13 protein-coding genes are annotated in these 18,837 nt (G+C 36.6%); 1 reads left to right on the forward strand and 12 read right to left on the reverse strand.

The window, feature by feature from the left end:
* Positions 1–245: 245 nt before the first annotated feature.
* Positions 246–707, forward strand: coding sequence for a DUF1810 domain-containing protein (locus tag B0A64_RS18765; RefSeq protein WP_089481031.1), 462 nt, complete (start codon positions 246–248; stop codon positions 705–707).
* Positions 708–803: 96 nt separating this feature from the next.
* On the opposite strand, the gene B0A64_RS18770 is transcribed toward B0A64_RS18765, so the two are convergent.
* From B0A64_RS18770 to B0A64_RS18825, 12 genes are all read right to left on the reverse strand, one after another.
* A complete protein-coding gene (locus tag B0A64_RS18770; protein ID WP_089481032.1) occupies positions 804–2,198 on the reverse strand; it encodes a RagB/SusD family nutrient uptake outer membrane protein in 1,395 nt (464 codons plus the stop codon).
* A 10-nt stretch (positions 2,199–2,208) separates the two neighbouring features.
* Entirely contained in the window at positions 2,209–5,208 is a 3,000-nt protein-coding gene (locus B0A64_RS18775) for a SusC/RagA family TonB-linked outer membrane protein (protein ID WP_089481033.1), read from the reverse strand.
* 399 nt (positions 5,209–5,607) lie between these two features.
* The gene (locus B0A64_RS18780) at positions 5,608–7,545 is read right to left on the reverse strand and encodes a family 2A encapsulin nanocompartment cargo protein cysteine desulfurase (RefSeq protein ID WP_089481034.1); all 1,938 of its coding nucleotides are present in this window, start codon (positions 7,543–7,545) and stop codon (positions 5,608–5,610) included.
* Complete coding sequence (locus B0A64_RS18785; RefSeq protein ID WP_089481035.1) at positions 7,529–8,449, reverse strand: family 2A encapsulin nanocompartment shell protein; 921 nt, start codon at positions 8,447–8,449, stop codon at positions 7,529–7,531. Before B0A64_RS18785 ends, B0A64_RS18780 begins: the two co-directional genes overlap by 17 nt.
* A 133-nt stretch (positions 8,450–8,582) precedes the next feature.
* Complete coding sequence (gene cysK / locus B0A64_RS18790; RefSeq protein ID WP_089481036.1) at positions 8,583–9,503, reverse strand: cysteine synthase A; 921 nt, start codon at positions 9,501–9,503, stop codon at positions 8,583–8,585.
* A 145-nt stretch (positions 9,504–9,648) separates the two neighbouring features.
* Positions 9,649–10,473 (reverse strand): serine O-acetyltransferase, encoded by an 825-nt coding sequence (locus B0A64_RS18795; RefSeq protein WP_089481037.1) that lies wholly within the window; start codon positions 10,471–10,473, stop codon positions 9,649–9,651.
* 609 nt (positions 10,474–11,082) lie between these two features.
* A complete protein-coding gene (locus B0A64_RS18800; RefSeq protein WP_089481038.1) occupies positions 11,083–12,735 on the reverse strand; it encodes an arylsulfatase in 1,653 nt (550 codons plus the stop codon).
* 56 nt (positions 12,736–12,791) lie between these two features.
* The gene (locus B0A64_RS18805; RefSeq protein WP_089481039.1) at positions 12,792–14,054 is read right to left on the reverse strand and encodes a YeiH family protein; all 1,263 of its coding nucleotides are present in this window, start codon (positions 14,052–14,054) and stop codon (positions 12,792–12,794) included.
* Between the two features lie 241 nt (positions 14,055–14,295).
* Positions 14,296–15,912 (reverse strand): sulfatase-like hydrolase/transferase, encoded by a 1,617-nt coding sequence (locus B0A64_RS18810; RefSeq protein WP_089481040.1) that lies wholly within the window; start codon positions 15,910–15,912, stop codon positions 14,296–14,298.
* A 5-nt stretch (positions 15,913–15,917) separates the two neighbouring features.
* Entirely contained in the window at positions 15,918–16,637 is a 720-nt protein-coding gene (locus B0A64_RS18815; protein WP_089481041.1) for a rhodanese-like domain-containing protein, read from the reverse strand.
* Between the two features lie 96 nt (positions 16,638–16,733).
* Positions 16,734–17,804, reverse strand: a complete 1,071-nt coding sequence (locus B0A64_RS18820) for a sterol desaturase family protein (protein ID WP_089481042.1) — start codon at positions 17,802–17,804, stop codon at positions 16,734–16,736.
* 273 nt (positions 17,805–18,077) lie between these two features.
* A complete protein-coding gene (locus tag B0A64_RS18825; RefSeq protein ID WP_089481043.1) occupies positions 18,078–18,671 on the reverse strand; it encodes a DUF1214 domain-containing protein in 594 nt (197 codons plus the stop codon).
* Positions 18,672–18,837 lie beyond the last annotated feature (166 nt).

Here is an 18,837-nt window from a genome sequence, read left to right on the forward strand (position 1 = left end):
GATAAGATTTAAAAAAGTTGCAAGAGCGTTCTTGCAACTTTTTTTGTTTTAAGGCGGCTGTCATAAATTATATAATAAACAAGATTAATTGTATAAATTTTTTCATCAGGTTCAGCCGTAGTTTTGAATGTCTTTAAAAATGAAATTATACAAATCTTTAAAACAGGTTTTTATTTCAATTTAAAGTAACGAAATAACAAAGACCGTAAATGGTTTACTAACTTTTATAAAAATAATCTACTATAATGGCTTACTCAAATAATGATCTGACACGTTTTTTAGAGGCACAAAATCAACTCTATCTAACTGCTTTTTCTGAAATAAAAAAAGGAAAAAAAGAAACACATTGGATGTGGTTTATTTTTCCTCAAATAAAAGGATTGGGAACAAGTAATATTTCAAAATTCTATGCGATTGCTGACTTAAAAGAGGCTGCTGAATTTCTGGATCATCCTGTTTTAGCAAAACATTTGATAGAGATTTCAAAAATGTTGCTGACTTTTAAAAGAAAATCAGCCGAGGGGATTTTGGGAGATTTAGGAGCTCGCAAATTATGTTCGTCTATGACGTTGTTTTCTCAGGTTGAGGGTGCTCATCCTATCTTTCAGGAAATATTAGATACGTTTTTTATGGGCTATTCAGATCAGCGTACTTTGTCTATTACCGCTTCACAAGTAGTGTCGTCAGCTGTTGCAGCATTATCATAAATTCTATTAAAAATTAAAAAACCATTCGCCGCAGCGAATGGTTTTTTGTTTGTAGATGATTTTTTAAGTCGCTAAAAGCGCCTAATTATCATTTTGTTAATTACTATATCCCGGATTCTGAGTGATTTTTTTGTTTGCATCAGTTTCTTTTAATGGGATAGGGAATACCAGGCTGTTGGCATCAAAAAGAAGCAAATCAGACCCGTCTCCATCTGTACTGATGTCAATCGAGCGTTTTGTTCTTTTTATATCATGAATTAAAAATCCTTCCATTCCTAGTTCTAACTCGCGTTCTAATAAAATATCGTCCAGCGTAACGGTCAACAAATCATCTGCTTTTGCTCTGGTTCTAATAATATTGATATCATCAAGTGGCGAGTTACCAATGGCAGTTCCTTCTCTAAAATTGGCTTCGGCTCTTATTAAATACATTTCGGCAAGGCGAATAATTCCCACATTGGCAAACTGATCTGTAAATTTTGAAGTCAATATTCTTCCGTTTGCCTCATTTTCATAATTAAAAGTTGCTCTGTCATCCGGATCGCTAAATTTTTCTAAATAATGATCTCTGATAGAAAAATCTCCGCCACGACCTCCGTTATTTTCAGACTCATAAAAGGTATTTACATCATTTACTCCGGTTTGTTTTGTTATTTGTATGGCAAATACATCTTCGGTCTGATCTGTATCGTGATTAAAAGCGCCCGCATAGGTTGTCGATAACCCATGGCCGCTGTTCTCGATTACATCATTGGCCGCATCTCTTGCCTGAGCATAATTGCCTTGTTGCAAATATACTCTGGCCAATAATGCCTTTGCCGCATATTTATCAGCATAAAAACTGTTTTCGGCTGGTAGGTTTGCGTAAGCAAGATTTAAACCATCAAGGATTACTTTATAAACTTCATCAACGGTACTTCTTTCTTTTGAGAGGTCAACGCTGAAATCATAAATTGCATTGGGTCTGATCACAACTCCCAATTGCGAATTTGCCTGACCACTAACGTATGGTTTTGCAAAAAAACGAACCAGATCAAAATAAGCAAGAGAGCGCAGGAAGCTGGCTTCACCAATCATTACTTTTTGTTTTGCCGGATCTTTTACCTTGTCGATGTTCTCGATTACGGTATTCGAAGCATTAATTATTTCGTAACATCTGGCATAAGTACCTTCGATAATCACATTGTCAGACAACATGGTCTTGATGTACATTTGTCTTAATTCGCCAAAAGTTCCCCTCCATCTAAAATCGGTTGTATTTAGTGCACCACTAACGCCTAATAAATCTGCATAGAGTAAAATTCTTCCGCCGTATGCATTACCATTTGCTGCCAGGGCATAAGTTCCGGTAAGCACATTCGATACACCGCCTTCTGTGCTTAAAGTTATAGAAGCATCTTCGGTTTGTTTAGGATCTATATTTAATTCATTTTCGCAACTTGCAAAAAAGGCTGCGAAAAATAGATATAATATTATTTTATTTGCTTTCATCTTGTTCGTTTTAAAAATTAATATTTACTCCCATAGCAATTGTTCTCGCTGGCGGAGCTGAGTAGAAATCTTCTCCGGCTCTTGGGCTCGTTCTGCTAATATCATCTCTTCTTGCTTCCGGGTCAGTACCTTTGTAACCGGTAAAAGTAAGTAAATTAACAGCTGTAATATAAACTCTCAAATTGCTCATTCCCATGTCTTTTACTGTTTGTTTTGGTAAAGAATATCCTAAGGTTACATTTCTTAAACGAACAAAATCTGACTTGCCTAAATAACGTGTTGATTCCTGTGTTCCGTTCGAGCCTTCGAATCTGGCTTGTGGTACATCTGTAATATCACCTGGTTTTTGCCAACGATTTAACTGGTCTGCTGTTTGATTGTCAAAATAATCAGCAGCGGTAGATTGGTATCTTCCTGCCGAATTGTAAATGCTGGCGCCCCATTCTCCTTGAAAAGTAAAGGTAAAATCGATGCCTTTATAGTTTATCGTGTTTGTTAAACCGGACATTAAGGTTGGAAATGGATTTCCGGCAATAACTCTTTTTGCCTCACTATAATCATTTGTAGTGCTTCGGTCAATAGTTCCATCAGCATTTTTGGTATTTTTTACAAAAAGAGCATCTCCATTTTGCGAATCAACTCCTGCATATTCGACTAAGTAGAACGAAGAAATATTTTCGCCAACTCTGTTTATCGTATAATCTGTAATAATATCGGTGTTGTTGTTTGGTAGTGATTTTACTTTAGATTGATTGGTTGTTAGATTGAAACTGGTGCTCCATTTAAATTCTTCTGTTTCGATATTTTTAGTATTCAAAGTAAACTCAAAACCATCACTTCTAATTTTTCCGATATTTTTATTAATCGTAGCTTCACCTGAACTCAGCGGCAAAGGCACTTCAAAAAGTAATCCGTCAGTATCTTTTTTGTAATAATCGACTTCAAGCGAAATTTTGTTCAGGAACCCTATCTCAATACCAACATCTGTCTGAGTTGATTTTTCCCAGGTAAGATCGTTGTTTCCTGCCTGATCAAACGTAAGACCTGATTTTAGGTTATAAGGATTTGGTCTGTATAGTTGGCGCGAAGCAAAATTTCCAATTTCAGCATTTCCTAATTTTCCCCAGCTTCCTTTTACTTTAAGATAACTCAAAACAGGATTGTCTTTCAGAAAGCTTTCTTCAGAAATTACCCAACCTGCAGAGAATGCAGGAAAAATTCCGAATCGGTTATTTTTTCCAAAACGGGAAGAACCATCACGACGTACACTTGCTTTAAACAAATATTTGCCGGCATAACTATAATTTAATCGTCCAAATTGAGATACAAAGGTATAATCAGTTTCGCTACCGTGACCTTCGTTAACTTCGGCTCCGCCATCTACAGTCTGAAAATTGTCGTTAGGGAAATAAATACTGTTTACATCCTGATATCTTCTGTTGTATTTATTAAACTCCATACCTGCAACGGCATTTATGCTATGTTTTTCTGCAAAAGTTTTGTCGAAAGTAAAATAGTTACTAAAAACGTAGTTTTCGGTATTTACAGAAGTCGCAAAAACAGAACCATCAGTAGCCATAAACGGAGCATTTTTTCCTTGCCAATAATCTTCTGTCTGGCTTAAAAGGTCATAAGAGAAATCAGAATTAAATTTTAAAGCGGATAGAATTTTTAATTCTCCAAAAACTTTTCCGGTAACTCTTCTCATAATTGTTTTCCAGAAAGTATTGTCTTTTGCCAAAAGGTAATTGGCATATTCTGTATTTGGGTTTGCAGTTCCGTCTTCTAATCTGGCTTGCGAAATTGGCGCTTGGGCAACAGCTTGCAAGGGTGTTGTAAAGGAGTTATCATCCTGAACCCTGTCGATTAATGATCTTGAAAAACCAATATTCATTCCGGCTGTAAAACGCTCCGATACTTTGTGTGACAGGTTGCTTCTTGCGGTTAACCTTTCTAAGCTATTACTATCCACAATTCCGATTGTTTTGTTGTAAGAACCGGAGAAAAAGTATTTTGTTTTATCATCGCCACCGGAAACAGAGAAATCAGCATCTGTAGTGTAACCGGTTTTCAAGGCCTCGTTTTGCCAGTTTGTGTTTACCGCTCCGTTTCTCCAATCTGTTCCTTGCGATAAAAACTCTAATTCGTCTTCTACAGATTGCAGATCGTTAACATTTGTTCCGGCTTCCTGTAGCAACTCAACATATTGTTTTGCGTTTAGCCATTTCTTTTTATGAGTAGCTTCGCTAACCCCCTGAGAAAAATTGATCGAGAAAGTACCTTTACCGTCTTTTCCTTTTTTGGTGGTAATAATTACAACGCCGTTTGCACCACGAGCCCCATAAATAGCCGCCGAAGAGGCATCTTTTAAGACATCTATAGATTCAATTTCGCTCGTACTTAAAGTTAGTAATGGATTGGTTGGTGCACCATTGCTGGATTCATCGTCAGAAATTAACGGAATCCCATCCAGTACATACAAGGGCTGAGATCCTGCACTAATACTTGCCGCTCCACGAACTCTAATGTTTATTCCGCCCTCGACTTTACCGTTTGTTTGCGTAATCTGTACTCCTGCCAATTTACCAACCAAAGCATTCTGAAGGTTAGAAACCGGTATTTGCTGAATATCTTTTGCGGTTACACGGGCAATATTATCTGTTAAATTCTTTTTGGTTTGTGTTCCGTAACCTACCACCAGAACTGCTTCAAGCTCGTTTTGAGTTTCTACCAATTCTATGTCCATTGCGTTTGAGGCAGGTATTTGTAGTGTAGCAAGACTTACATAACTCACAATCAAAATATCTCCTTTATTTGCTGTTATTTTAAATTTTCCGTCAAAATCAGTCTGAGTGGTGACTTTTGTTCGTTTCACAACGATATTTACTCCGGGAATAGGGACTTTTTTTGCATCGGTAACAATACCGGATATAGATCCTTCTTGTGCACTGGCTATTTGCACAAACAATACCAACAAAAGCCACAAAAAATGCTTTACGTTAATTTTCATTTTAAAAAAAGTTTAGGATTAGTTCTCTCAAATATCTTAAATATATGTTAATGATCCTTGTTTTTTTAACATTAATAATCACAAGATCAATTATTTTTGTAGTATTTGTAACATTAGTAGGCAAATAAATCGCTATTTCTAAAAATAAATATTTTTTTTTACCTATAATGTAATTGTTTTGCGTTTTATGCTGGATTTATAATAATGTTTTAACATTTATACGGCTTGTATTGCAGGTGTTTATTTGTATTGTTTGATTATCATGCAAAATAAAGTTCATTTTTAACTAAAAAAAGCGACTGTTCAAGAACAATCGCTTTTGGTTATAATTACTTAAAATATCAAAAAAAGTAATTATGTGGGGGAGAAGATTTACAAAAATACTTCTCCCGAATTATTTTAGAATCTAACTTTTTTAAGTTCCCATAAAGTTTTTATAAAAGTATCGACATCCTGAGTGGTATTATAAAAAGCCAAAGACGGACGAACAGTAGTTTCGACTCCCATTCTTCGCAAAATAGGCTGTGCACAATGATGTCCGGTTCTTACTGCAACCCCTTCTTTATTTAAAGCCTGGCCAACCTGATCGTTTGTATAACCTTGTAAATTAAAAGAAAGTACGCTTGCTTTATTGGCAGCTGTACCAATCAATCGAACACCCGGAATTTCTTTTAGCAACTTTGTCGCATATTCCAGCAATTGATGCTCGTATTGCCCAATAGCATCGATACCTAGTTTTGTAACATAATCGATGGCAGCTCCAAGACCAATGGCATCAGCAATATTGCCTGTTCCGGCTTCGAAACGATTGGGTGCTTTGTGGTATTTGATTTCTTCAAAAGTTACATCCTGAATCATGTTTCCGCCAGCCTGATACGGTTCCATTTCGTTTAGCAAATCTTCTTTTCCATACAAAGCGCCAATTCCGGTTGGGCCAAAAAGTTTATGTCCGGAAAAAACAAGCCAATCCGGATTTAAATCCTGAACATCGACTTTCATGTGCGAAACAGATTGTGCTCCGTCGATTAAAACTTTTGCACCGGCAGCATGTGCCATTTCAACCATTCTTTTTGCAGGAGTAACCGTTCCTAATGCATTCGAAACTTGGGTAAAAGCAACCAGGCGGGTTTTCGAATTTAGCAGTTTTGCATATTCATCCAGTAAAATTTGTCCATCGTCATCTACAGGAATTACACGAAGTTTTAAACCTTTTTTATCTGCCAGTCGTTTCCAGGGAACAATATTTGCATGATGCTCCAGATTACTGACAATGATTTCGTCTCCGGCAACCAAATTATGATCGCCCCAGCTTTGTGCCACAAGATTAATACCTTCTGTAGCACCGCGAACAAATACAATTTCGTTTACAGATGAAGCATTCAGAAATGCTTTTACTTTTTCGCGGGCCGCTTCATAAGCATCAGATGCGCGAGCTGCCAGTTCATGTGCAGCACGGTGAATATTCGAATTTTCGTGTTCGTAAAAATAAGCGATACGATCAATAACCGATTGTGGTTTTTGAGTTGTGGCAGCATTATCAAACCAGACCAAAGGTTTACCATTTACTGTTTCTCTTAAAATGGGAAAATCTTTTTTTATGAGATTAGCATCAAAATGAGAACCTGTCAATAGACTAAATTCTTGCAGTTCAAAAGTATTTCCTACTTGCAAATTGGGATTTCTTTGATCTAAAGCAAACGGATTTTGTTCTAAAAAATAATACGAATTTGTTGTTTCATTTCCGTTTAACGGAAAATCAATACGTTTTGTAAATTGTGTATCAACAAAAGCTAACGCAGCTTTTAATTCGGTTTCAAAAGAAGAACTCTCCGTTTGAAAAGGCAGATACTGATTGTTTAAGGGCAATTTCGAAAAAAACGTTTCTTCATTCAATTGCGCTGTTCCGCCATTTTTAAAATTTGTATCGTGAAATCCTGTTTGCGGATTGTTGACATTCACATTATTTCCGTGTGGAATTCCTAACGGAGAAACTTCACCTTGAGGGTCAAATCCCGCTCCGGCATTAGGATATAAAGCCGAAGCTCCTGAACCGTAATTGGCAACAGTTGGCGATGCTCCAAAACCGCTAAATGCAGGCAGGCCGGAAGGCGTAGTTGCTACATTTTGTGATTGAAGTGGTGTCGCGTTGTTCCTGCTTAAGTTCCCGGCATTCAACAAAGTTTCTGCAATTTTTGTAGCACGAGGATGTTCCTTGTGATCCGGACTTAACGAGACTTCCTTAGGAAACTCATTAGGCAATGTCTTGAACAATTCGTTGGCCAAAAGCTGCAAATCATCAATGTTGGGTAAACCGTCGTTGTTAATATTTATACTCATGGTACTTTGCTATTTCTACATCTTCAAGAACAGCGATGGCGTCATCTACTAATATGGCCAATGAACAATAAAGAGACACTAAATAAGATGCAATTGCTTTTTCATTTATTCCCATAAAACGAACAGATAATCCAGGTGATTGCTCGCCTTGTAATCCCGGTTGAATTAACCCAATAACACCCTGACGACTTTCGCCTGTGCGCAATAAGATAATTTTTGATTTTCCGTCTTTTATAGGCAATTTATCTGATGGAATTAGCGGAATACCTCTCCAGGTCAAAAACTGAGATCCAAACAAAGAGGTTGTAGGTGGCGGAACACCACGACGGGTACATTCGCGACCAAAAGCAGCAATGGCTAAAGGATGCAACAGGAAAAACCCCGGTTCTTTCCATACTTTTGTCAATAATTCGTCTAAATCGTCCGGAGTTGGTGCACCCGTTCTGGTTTTAATAATTTGCGATGGTGCAACATTGCTTAATAAACCGTAATCTTTATTGTTGATTAATTCGCTTTCCTGACGTTCTTTGATCGTTTCGATCGCCAGACGAAGTTGTTCAGAAATTTGGTTGTATGGTTTGCTGTACAAGTCAGAAACACGAGTGTGTACGTCTACAATAGTTTGAACAGCCGCAAGATTATATTCTCTTGGATTATCGATATAATCGACAAAAGTATTTGGTAAAACTCTTTCGTCACGTGCAGAACAATCTACTTCGATATGGCTTCCGTCTTTTACTTTATTCAAACGAAATACACCGGATTCTACAGGTGTCCAATGCAAAAGATGCGTTAACCAACGAGGTGAAATTGTCCCAATTTGAGGAACCGTACGTGTTGCAATCGCTAATTGTCTTGCTGCAACATCTCCTAATGCTGTCTGTTGTTGTTTTGTTTCAGCCATGGCTTAGTGGTTTTAATGTTAATTATTTTTGGTTAAAAATGCTTCTAAGTAAATTTATATTAAAAATAAAAAAATAGGAAATAAAAGCGGTTTATTTTACTGTGAAATAAATGATAATTTGTTGAATTACAGTTTATGAAAGCGGATCAAATAAGGCATCGACTGAAAGATATCTTTCGCCCGTATCATAATTAAAAGTCAATACAACGGCATCTTTTGGGATTTTATGGATTTCTTTTGAGATCGCTGCCAATGATGCGCCTGTCGAAATACCGGCAAAAATGCCTTCTTCTTTTGTTAGTCTTTTAGCAAAATAAAAAGCGTCTTCTTTTTCTACGGGAATCACCAGATCGACGTAATCCCTATTGAAAACTTCGGGAATAAATCCGGCTCCAATACCCTGAATAGGGTGTGGGGCAGGAGAACCTCCGCTTAAAACCGGCGATAATGCAGGCTCGACAGCATAGGTTTTAAGATTAGGGAAATGTTGCTTCAAAATTTTTGAAACTCCCGTAATGTGTCCGCCCGTTCCAACTCCCGTGATGAGGTAATCGATGCCTTCCGGAAAATCTTTTAAAATTTCCTGAGCGGTTGTTTTCTCATGAATTTCGACATTTGCAGGATTTGTAAATTGTGACGGTAAAAATGAATTAGGGGTCAAAAGTGCCAGTTCTTTTGCCTTTTCTACAGCTCCCGAAGTTCCTTTTTCTCTGGGTGTCAAAACAAATTGGGCACCATACGCATTCATAATTTTACGCCTTTCGATACTCATCGATTCCGGCATAACCAGAATAACTTTGTATCCTTTTACCGCAGCAACCAATGAAAGCCCGATTCCCGTATTTCCCGAAGTAGGTTCTATAATGATCGAATCCGGATTTAAAAGCCCTTTTTGCTCTGCATCTTCAATCATCGCCAATGCAATTCTGTCTTTGATGCTTGCCCCCGGATTAGACTTTTCTATTTTTATCCAAACCTGACGATCAGAGAAAATTTTGTTCAGTTTTACGTGAGGTGTGTTTCCTATGGTTTCTAATATATTTTGATATTTCATGATGTTTTTTTATAAAGCCTATAAGTGATGTAAGTTCATTTTAGTTGTAAACTATTGCAATCTATTTTTATTAAATAGGCTAGATTAACCACTTTAAAAACTCTTTTATATGCTCTTAATATTACTTATCTGATTTAAATTCATCTTAAATCGTATAAAAAATAGGTTCAGGAAACGGATTGTTGTCCTTTACTTTGATTTCATTTTTATGATACACGACAGAGTTTGACGGAACGGTGTAGGTAAGCCAGACATTGCCTCCAATAATTGAATCCCTGCCCACTACGGTTTGACCGCCCAGAATAGTGCTGTTAGAATAAATAATAACATTATTCTCGATTGTAGGATGCCTTTTTATAAAAGCTTCCTCTTTTTTTACACTCAAAGCACCAAGCGTAACGCCTTGATATATTTGTACATTATCGCCAATAATGGTAGTTTCGCCTATAACAATTCCGGTTCCGTGATCAATGGCAAAATCATTGCCTATTTGTGCGCCGGGATGAATCTCAATGCTGGTTTTAATATGCGCATATTCTGAAAAAGTTCGTGCCAAAAGTTTTAGATCCTGTTTCCATATTTGATGCGAAAAACGATAAATTGCTATTGCAAAAAAACCGGGATAAGCATAAAGTACTTCTTCTATAGATTTGGCAGCAGGATCTTTAGTAAAAATAGTATCGGCATCGTTCAACGTTTTTTTATACAAATCCGGCAATGCTTCAAAAAATAGTTTAGTTTGCTCGAAACTGTCGTCTTTCCTGGAAGAATAGTCAATTATGATTTCATTAAATTGCTTTTCTAAAACTTCAAATTTGTTTTTGATAATGGATAAATCTCCAAAACGTTTTGAAGTATTCGAAAATAAAACAGAGAATAAATCTTCAATAAATTGATGAATTACCTTTTTTTGAGGAAGGATCAATAGACTCTGGTGGTTATTTGCTATTTCTTGATAAAATGAATTCATAATTGGTTATTGTTTGGGATGATTTGTTTTTATGCGTGATAATCCCTTTTGATGCAATAAAATGCAGCAAAATGATTCTGTAGTATTCAGTAAAAGACCTTTGAAGGGTAGATGAATTCGTTATTTTAATTCAGATGCTATAAATGAAAGCCAATTATAAACGAAAAGGGTATGGGGAAATTAACAACAGAAGCACATATAACAAAAAGTGTTACAAGTATATTTTTCAGGAAGAATATAAGATGTTATGCTTGCAGTTGTTTTCAAGATGTAGTTCTTTTAATTTTAAACTCTACTAATTCTATAGACAAAGTTAAATTTAATATGGTAAAAACCAAATGTTTTTTAATTTTTATTTAATAAAGTAGGAGGGAAAGACTTATAGAGTGTTTGTTTAAGGTGTTTAATATTTTGATTTTCAATAGTTTGAAGCTTTATTTGGAGCAAATAAAAAAGACAGAAAAATAAGTGTTAAAAACTACGATCTGAGTATAAGAATAAAAAGGAAACACGAATTGAACGAATTGACACTAGTTTTAATGCCTAACTTAAGTTTGCAAAATTAATTCGACAAACTAATCTGTGTCAATTCGTGCAACTCGTGTTCCATTATTTTTTTAGCGGAGCTCCGCCGGGCATTACCTCCGTTTTTAATTTGAATTTACTGTATTCTACCACTCCGGTTTTATCTGCCCAATCAAAATAAGCAGCCGAAAGTTTGTTTACAATTCCGGGATTTTGTTGTGCGACATTGGTTGTTTCGCCACGATCAATATCAATGTTATAAAGTTCCCATTCGTATGAAGGGTAGATCGAGACTAATTTCCATTTTCCCTCTCTTACGGCTCTGTTTCCGGCTCTTTCCCAAAACAAAGGTGCGCCTCTGTTTACTTCAGAAACATTATCGAATAAAACGGGCAACAAACTTTTTCCCGGTAACGGATTTGAGTTTACGCCATTATATTCTTTTGGATATTCTATTCCTGCCAATTCATAAAAAGTAGGAGCAAGGTCAATAATATGTCCGGTTCCTTTATCGATTCTTCCTGCTTTTATTTTTGATGGAAACCAGGCAATAAACGGAGAACTGAAGCCACCTTCGTGCATATTATTTTTATATTGTTGCAATGGCGTATTAGACAAATAGGCCCAGTTTTGTTCCTGATAATCAAACGATCCGGATGTTCCTACAGGTCCGTCATTGCGAACCAAACCTCTCCCTAACGGATTGTAAGTATTAAAACCGCCTTGCGCACCATTGTCTGAAATAAAAATAATAAGCGTGTTTTTATCTTTCTTTAAAGCTTTTAATTTTTCCAGAACTTTCCCCACATTTTGGTCCATATTATCGACCATTGCGGCATAAACTTCCATTTTGGCTTTCCAGAATTGTTTTTCATCATACGATAATTTGCTCCATTCCGGGACTTCAGGATCTCTTGCAGAGACTGTTTGATCTGCCGGTAAAATTCCGTTTGCCTTTAGTTTTGCGATTCTTTTTTCTCGTAGAATGTCCCAGCCTTCATCAAATTTTCCTCGATATTTGGCAATGTCAATTGGTTTTGCCTGCAACGGCCAGTGTGGCGCTGTAAAGGCTAAGTATAAAAAGAAGGGTTTGTTTTCTTTGTTTTGTTCGTCTAAAAAAGTCACTGCATTATTTCCGATTTCATCTGTAAAATAATACGAATCATCTTTTGGATGCAGTTCTTCATTATTGCGAATTAGTTTTACAGGATAAGGTGTTTTTCCAAATGGTAAAGGTTTGGTATCAAAATAATTCGATGCACCTTTTAAGATTCCGTAAAATTTATCAAAACCTCTCTGATTGGGCCATTGCGACTGATCTTCAGAACCTACGTGCCACTTTCCTGAAAGCAAAGTGCTGTAACCGCCCGAACGGAAAACTTCTCCTAAGGTCAAAGATTCTTTGTTTAGATATCCCTGATAAGCCGGCAAACCTAAGTTGACATCAAAAAATCCCATTCCGGCTTTGTGCTGATATTGTCCCGTTAACAAAGAACCGCGGGTTGGGGCACAAATAGAATTGTTATAAAATTCACGTAAGCGTAAACCTTCGTTGGCCAATTTGTCCAGATTAGGGGTTTTAATTTCTGAACCATAATTTCCTAAATCAGAATAGCCCATATCATCAACCAAAATCAAAATAATATTGGGTTTTGAAGTTTCCGGAACCGTTTTGTTTTGTGCATTTAAGACAACTACAGACAGTAGAAGATTTAATGTAATAATTGTTTTTTTCATTGTAACTGATATTGTGTGTATGCTAAAAGTTAGGTTTCTATGTGTTAAAAAAAAGCTTATTTACTAAACAGTAAAAAGGCAATAATGAGCGTAACATATACATTGAATAATTGTGCGATCAAAAAAGCATACAACGGTTTTCTAGTATCATTGCCAAGCAAATCTTTGAATTTGGTTTCGAGACCAATACTCGTAAATGCCAGGGCAAACCATATACCCTGAAGGTTTTTTAGGCTGTCTTTTACTCCATCCCGAACTTCCGGGCTAAGTATAAAAGAAAACAGTAACGATGCAGCAATAAAGCCAATGACAAACTTTGGGAAACGCTCCCAAATAACGCTCAATGTAGGTTTTGCTTCTATAACTTCGGCTGATTTGTTGTGGGTATAAGTCCAATAAACAGATATTGCAAAAGCGGCAATGCCCAACAATACATTCTGGGAGAATTTTACAATTGTACTAATTTTCAAGGCCGTTTCGCCAACCAAAGATCCAGATGCTACAACGGCACCAGAGGTATCGATACTGCCGCCTAACCAGGCTCCGGTAACTTCTTCGGGAAAGTTGAAATATTTGGCAATCATAGGCATAAAAATCATCATAGGAATTGCGGTTACCAGAACAATCGAAATAACATACGACAGTTTTTTTGAGTCGCCTTTGATCGCTCCAGAGGTCGCAATAGCGGCAGAAACGCCACAAATCGAAACGGCACTCGCAATCATCATGGTCAATTCGTCGTCGACTTTTAGTTTTTTGCACAACCAGAAAGCAAAGTACCAAACGGATAAAACCACTACCAAAGCCTGTATTAATCCTAAAGAACCTGCTTTTAAGATGTCCGAAAAGATAACACTGGTTCCCAATAAAACCAATCCTATCTTGACAAATACTTCTGTAGAAAGTGCTGATCGAAACCAGTCCGGAAGTTTAAAAAAATTACCAATGGCTAAACCTATTATTAAACTAAAAATTACAGCTTCGAGATTCAATCCTTTTACGGCTGTATTTCCTGCAGTGATCAGGGCAAGAATGGTTAAGATATAAACTATGGGAAAACCCAATAAAAAGTTTTTTACTGATTTCCCAATCAAAAAAGCGCCCAGAGTTCCTATAGCAATTAGATATATAAATTGTAATCCGAGGATTTTCAGGTTTTCGAAATCAAATACATCATGGAATAAATTTGTTCCGGTTGACCATTTGAATACAGGAATTTCGGGAAGAAATACAAACAGGGAAATCCCAATTATTATAAATCCCAGAATAACGACGGTCCAGTCTTCGTGAATGCTGAATTGTTTGGTTGGGGCTGACATTTGAATTTTATTAATTTGTTTTCCTAACAGGTTTTTAAAACCTGCTAGGTATTTATATTGGTTTATTAAAAGTTTTTTTTTTGAATAGCCTCCAACTTCAGTTGAAGGTTATCGTTTTCTAATTGATATTGGCTTTAGCCTAAGCTTTATATTTGGCTAAAGCATTAAAGATTATTAAATCTGATCTCTTTAAAACTAAATACCTAACAGGTTTTTAAAACCTGTTAGGATATCAGAAGGATTACAAATCGACAAAGTATTTTTGTTTGCCAAAATCAAATTCATAATGCGTTAGGTTGGGCCATAATGGTTTTACCAATCCTTTTTCCCAGTTTTGCAAAGCAATGTGTAGTTCTTTTACTTTATCCGGGTTTTTGGCAGCCAGATCTGTGGTTTCAGATTTATCTGTCGCTAAATTATAGAGCCATTCTTCATGGGTTTTTCCACTAATGATTAATTTCCAATCACCACTTCTAATGGCTTTTGCATCGCCGGAACGCCAGTATAAAGTTTTGTGTGCTTCTTTATTTTCGTTGACGGTACGAACCAGATCTACACCATCATAGACCCTGTCTTTTGGCAAATCAGAATGTATCGCGGCAGCAATTGTACTAAAAATATCCAGAGTACTTACGGGAGTTTTATAAATGGTATGCGGTTTTATTTTTCCTTTCCATGACAAGGCAAAGGGTACATTGACGCCGCCTTCAAAATGAGAAAACTTTCCGGCTTTCAGAGGTGCATTTGTCGTCGCAAAAGTATAATCGGCACCACCGTTGTCGCTGGCAAAAAAGATAAGGGTATTATCTTCCAGACCTTCTTTTTTTACTTTTGCCCTGATTCGTCCAACGGCATCGTCCAGGGCGCTAATCATGGCAAAATATACCCGTTTGTTTTCGTCTTTTACATTTGGGAAACGATCGTAGTATTTTTTACGAACCTGAAATGGTGTGTGCGGCGCATTAAACGGAACGTAAAGTAAAAATGGTTTTGTTTTATTTTTATCAATAAAAGCTTCGGCTTCGTCAGCAAATGTTTCGGTCAGATACGCTTTATTGTGAATAATAGTAGTATCACGACGAATTTGTCCAATGCCAACACGACCATTTCCCCAAATCATTTTATCGGTAAAATCTTTGTGATGGTGGTTGATAATATCCGGATTATCATCTTCGGGCGTATAGAGCGAAAATGCCTGATAAAATCCGTAATGATAATCGAAACCACGGTCTAAAGGAAAAAAACCTTTGTTGTGCCCCAAATGCCATTTTCCGATAATTGCGGTGCTGTAACCTTGTTTTTTGGCAAGATCAGCAAACGTAATTTCAGATTGTGGCAAACCTTGCGTGGCGATCGAGGCTTCGTTTGGATAATTTATTTTGTCATTTAATCTCCAATTATTGGTATTGATCAAATACTTGAAACCATAATATTCGAGGTTGTTTTTTGGATATCGGTCTCCGGGCTGAAATTCATGACCAAATCGTTCCTGATAACGCCCCGTTAAGATACCGGCACGCGAAGGCGAACAAATAGAAGCCGAAACATAACCGTCCTGAAAAGTAACTCCTGAGGCTGCCAGGGAATCTATTTGTGGTGTTGGGGTCGACTTGCCTCCGTATAACGAGATATCATATTTTCCTAAATCATCGGCAAGAATAATAATGATATTTGGTTTTTTGAAAGAACTGTCTGTCGCAACTTTTTCAGCCAGAAATGCTGCTTTTCCTTCCAGTAATTTTTGGTTCGGTTTTATCAATGTTCCATCTGTATTGATAGGCCAGAATAAAAATAATGCCAGTAGAAAAAGTAGCACAACGATCGGGAGAATGATCTTTTTTGTTTTGGATAAAGCCATAATTTTTATTTTAAAGCCAAAGCGACATCAACATCGTTTTTCAAATCGCCCAAACCGTCTTTTTTGAAAACAATTTTGCCTTTTTGATATAAGATCAAAGTAGGGAAGACCTTTACCGTTTTTAAGTCGGCAATGACCTGTGGACTTTCTTCTAATTCTATTTGAACAATTTTTAGCTTTTCGCCGTATTGGGTTCTCAGGTTTTCTAAAATTGGTTTTACGGTTTTGCAGGTAGCGCAATATTTTGAGCCAATGTCTACCAAAACATACTCATTATCGGCAATAATTTTTTTGTATTCAGGAAGTGTTAATTTACTTTTTAAGTTGGTGTAAAAAGATTTTCCTCCACCAATCCAGGCAGCAATTCCGCCTTCTAAAATATATACTTCAGAGAAGCCTTTTTTGATTAATTCTGTCGATAAAAGTCCGCTTCGATAAGCTGCAATAGAATAAATAAAGACAGGTTGCGACGGATTTAAAGCGGCTACAGCTTTCTCGTAGTTTTCTGATTTAAGGTTAAAATTCAAAGCACCTTCGATATGGTTTAAGGCAAATTCTTCAGGACCTCTGGCATCAATTATTTGTGGATTTTTCTGCGCTTTAATTTTCGAATAAAAAGCATCCAGTAATACAATGCTACTGGCGCCTTTGTCTTGCGAAAAACCAGTAAGTGTAAAAAGCAGGATCAGGGTTGTAATCCCGCTTTTAAATATTTTATTTTTCATGATTTTAATTTTAAAGTATACCAATCTTCCATTAAAGTTTTGAAGTTTCAGGATCTGACAATAAGCTGACAAATCTGATTTTTTCTCCTCCTGACTTTACGATTGAGCCTGTTCGTATAAAGCCGGACTTGCCGTAACATTTTGGGTGTTTACTTTTATTGGTACTGCCAGAACTCCTTGGGCAAGAGCGCTTCCTTCTTTTTTAGATTTAAATATTGGCCACAAAAATTGTGCGTACCATTCTTCTTGTTTGTACGATTTCATTCCGTATGATTTAGGGAATTTACGGGTGATCAAACCTGTTCCAAAAATGATATCCCAGATAAAAAACATGTTTCCAAAGTTTCCTTTAAAATGTCCAACACCATCACCACTTGTATCTGCATGATGGGCATGATGTGTTGCAGGAGTAGAAATAAGGCGTTCTAAAACCCATGCAATCGGGTGTAAAGCTCTGTATTTGTAAAATGGTTTGTCCCACGCAATACTGGAGTGTGCGCCAAGAGTGATAAAACTTTTTATAACCAGGACAAACAAAGCCGGTAATCCTAAACCTAAATAAGTCAAAGTAGCTGTTAGGTAAATTTGAGAAAAGAAAACAGTATAGATAAAGTTTTGTCTGGATGCCATTGCCATTCCCATATACGGTGCGGAATGGTGTGTTCTGTGAAAACGCCATAAAAACGGTACCTGATGGTGCAAACGATGGTACCAATATTGGGTTAAATCATCGGCAATTGCGATAAGGAAAAATCCGCCCCAAAACGGAACCCATGAAAGCGAATTTGCCAAATTTGGAATTAAATAAGGTAATGCTGTTAAGCTAAAAAAAGCAATTACCGGTGGCAAAAGTACTTTTGGTGCCAGGAAACAAACGATATCAATTTTGCGTTCTTCACCTGTCCAGTCATCATCATATAAACCTGCGGCAAATTCTATAACTCCCAAAATTAGCATGAAAGCAATTAAACCCCAGGTACGGATGTGTTCGAAAGCGGGTTTTGCAAATTCTAAAAAGGACGGCAAAGTAAGATGCGACTCTGCTATAACGCCATTTGACAGCTTAAAATAAAGAAATATTGCCACTACAGGCAGTGAATATATCAGCAAACTGATGCTCAAATCTCTTGTTAATCTACTTCTTGAATTGTGATTTATGATTGCCATGATTTTTTATTTTAAAAATTTACTAATTAGTGCTAAACCTCCCGCCAAAATGACCAGCGGAACTAAAAAAACAATCGCTCCAACGATGATTTTTTTTCCTATAATTTCAAAGTCTATTCTCTTCATGATTTATAATTTTATGTTTATAAGGGTATTGAAAATCAATGCATTTTGTAAAATGTAAAAATAAATAAAATAAACTTCTATTTCTATAGATTTAGTAGAGTTTTATTTATAAGATTTTTCAAAATTTGTTATAATACGTCTTGATTGTTATTTTATTTTTTGAATGGTTGGAAGCGCTTCTACGGTTAGATTGTCCCGAAGTTGATCTGATGGTAAATACAAACGAATGATTAAACTTGCCTTACTGACATTATTAACAGGCAACCAATTTTCTTTTTTCTCAGAGCCGGAGAGGTTAATTTTATACGAGGTACTGTCTGCCTCATATTTTACGGTTTCCAGATTATAGCTGTAGGTGTTGATTGGGTTTTTAATCAGGAAACCATTTTCGTCGTAGGCTGTAATACTCCAATATTTTGCCTCTAATTTTTTCCCGCTAATTACATAATCAGCTTTTGGATCTATCGTGTTTCCCTCGCTGTCTGTATTAGTGCTCAGGTAGATGACTTCTTTTTTGGTCAGGGCATAAGGTCCATAAACGGCAACTTGTGCAATTGTTAGTAAATCGGCAGAGTTAAGGTCTTTGTCTTTATCAACCGTTTGCCAATTGCCAATAATGCGTTGCGAATCGCTTTTTCCGGATTTGATGTTGTAGACACCAACGGCACTCCCAAATACGATTGCCAGAATGATCAATGCTACTGCAAGACCTATCTTTCTTATTTTTTGATTTAAAGCCATTTTTATTTGATTTTAAGTTGAATGTTTTGTTTTTTTCAGGAGCTAATCCCGCTATTCGTTTCAATCTTTTGTGTCTCTAAAGAAGCGCCACAAAAGGATTTCCACTTCTATCGGGGCTAGGATATTCTTTGTCGAATTACTAGCGGAGATCTCTCTTTTTTTTCGA

This window comes from Flavobacterium araucananum (assembly GCF_002222055.1).
GTDB classification, from domain to species: domain Bacteria; phylum Bacteroidota; class Bacteroidia; order Flavobacteriales; family Flavobacteriaceae; genus Flavobacterium; species Flavobacterium araucananum.

Coding starts and splice junctions, on each gene's coding strand:
- B0A64_RS18765 (WP_089481031.1), top strand. CDS start 246: ATGGCTTACTCAAATAATGATCTGACACGTTTTTTAGAGGCACAAAAT.
- B0A64_RS18770 (WP_089481032.1), bottom strand. CDS start 2,198: ATGAAAGCAAATAAAATAATATTATATCTATTTTTCGCAGCCTTTTTT.
- B0A64_RS18775 (WP_089481033.1), bottom strand. CDS start 5,208: ATGAAAATTAACGTAAAGCATTTTTTGTGGCTTTTGTTGGTATTGTTT.
- B0A64_RS18780 (WP_089481034.1), bottom strand. CDS start 7,545: ATGAGTATAAATATTAACAACGACGGTTTACCCAACATTGATGATTTG.
- B0A64_RS18785 (WP_089481035.1), bottom strand. CDS start 8,449: ATGGCTGAAACAAAACAACAACAGACAGCATTAGGAGATGTTGCAGCA.
- cysK (WP_089481036.1), bottom strand. CDS start 9,503: ATGAAATATCAAAATATATTAGAAACCATAGGAAACACACCTCACGTA.
- B0A64_RS18795 (WP_089481037.1), bottom strand. CDS start 10,473: ATGAATTCATTTTATCAAGAAATAGCAAATAACCACCAGAGTCTATTG.
- B0A64_RS18800 (WP_089481038.1), bottom strand. CDS start 12,735: ATGAAAAAAACAATTATTACATTAAATCTTCTACTGTCTGTAGTTGTC.
- B0A64_RS18805 (WP_089481039.1), bottom strand. CDS start 14,054: ATGTCAGCCCCAACCAAACAATTCAGCATTCACGAAGACTGGACCGTC.
- B0A64_RS18810 (WP_089481040.1), bottom strand. CDS start 15,912: ATGGCTTTATCCAAAACAAAAAAGATCATTCTCCCGATCGTTGTGCTA.
- B0A64_RS18815 (WP_089481041.1), bottom strand. CDS start 16,637: ATGAAAAATAAAATATTTAAAAGCGGGATTACAACCCTGATCCTGCTT.
- B0A64_RS18820 (WP_089481042.1), bottom strand. CDS start 17,804: ATGGCAATCATAAATCACAATTCAAGAAGTAGATTAACAAGAGATTTG.
- B0A64_RS18825 (WP_089481043.1), bottom strand. CDS start 18,671: ATGGCTTTAAATCAAAAAATAAGAAAGATAGGTCTTGCAGTAGCATTG.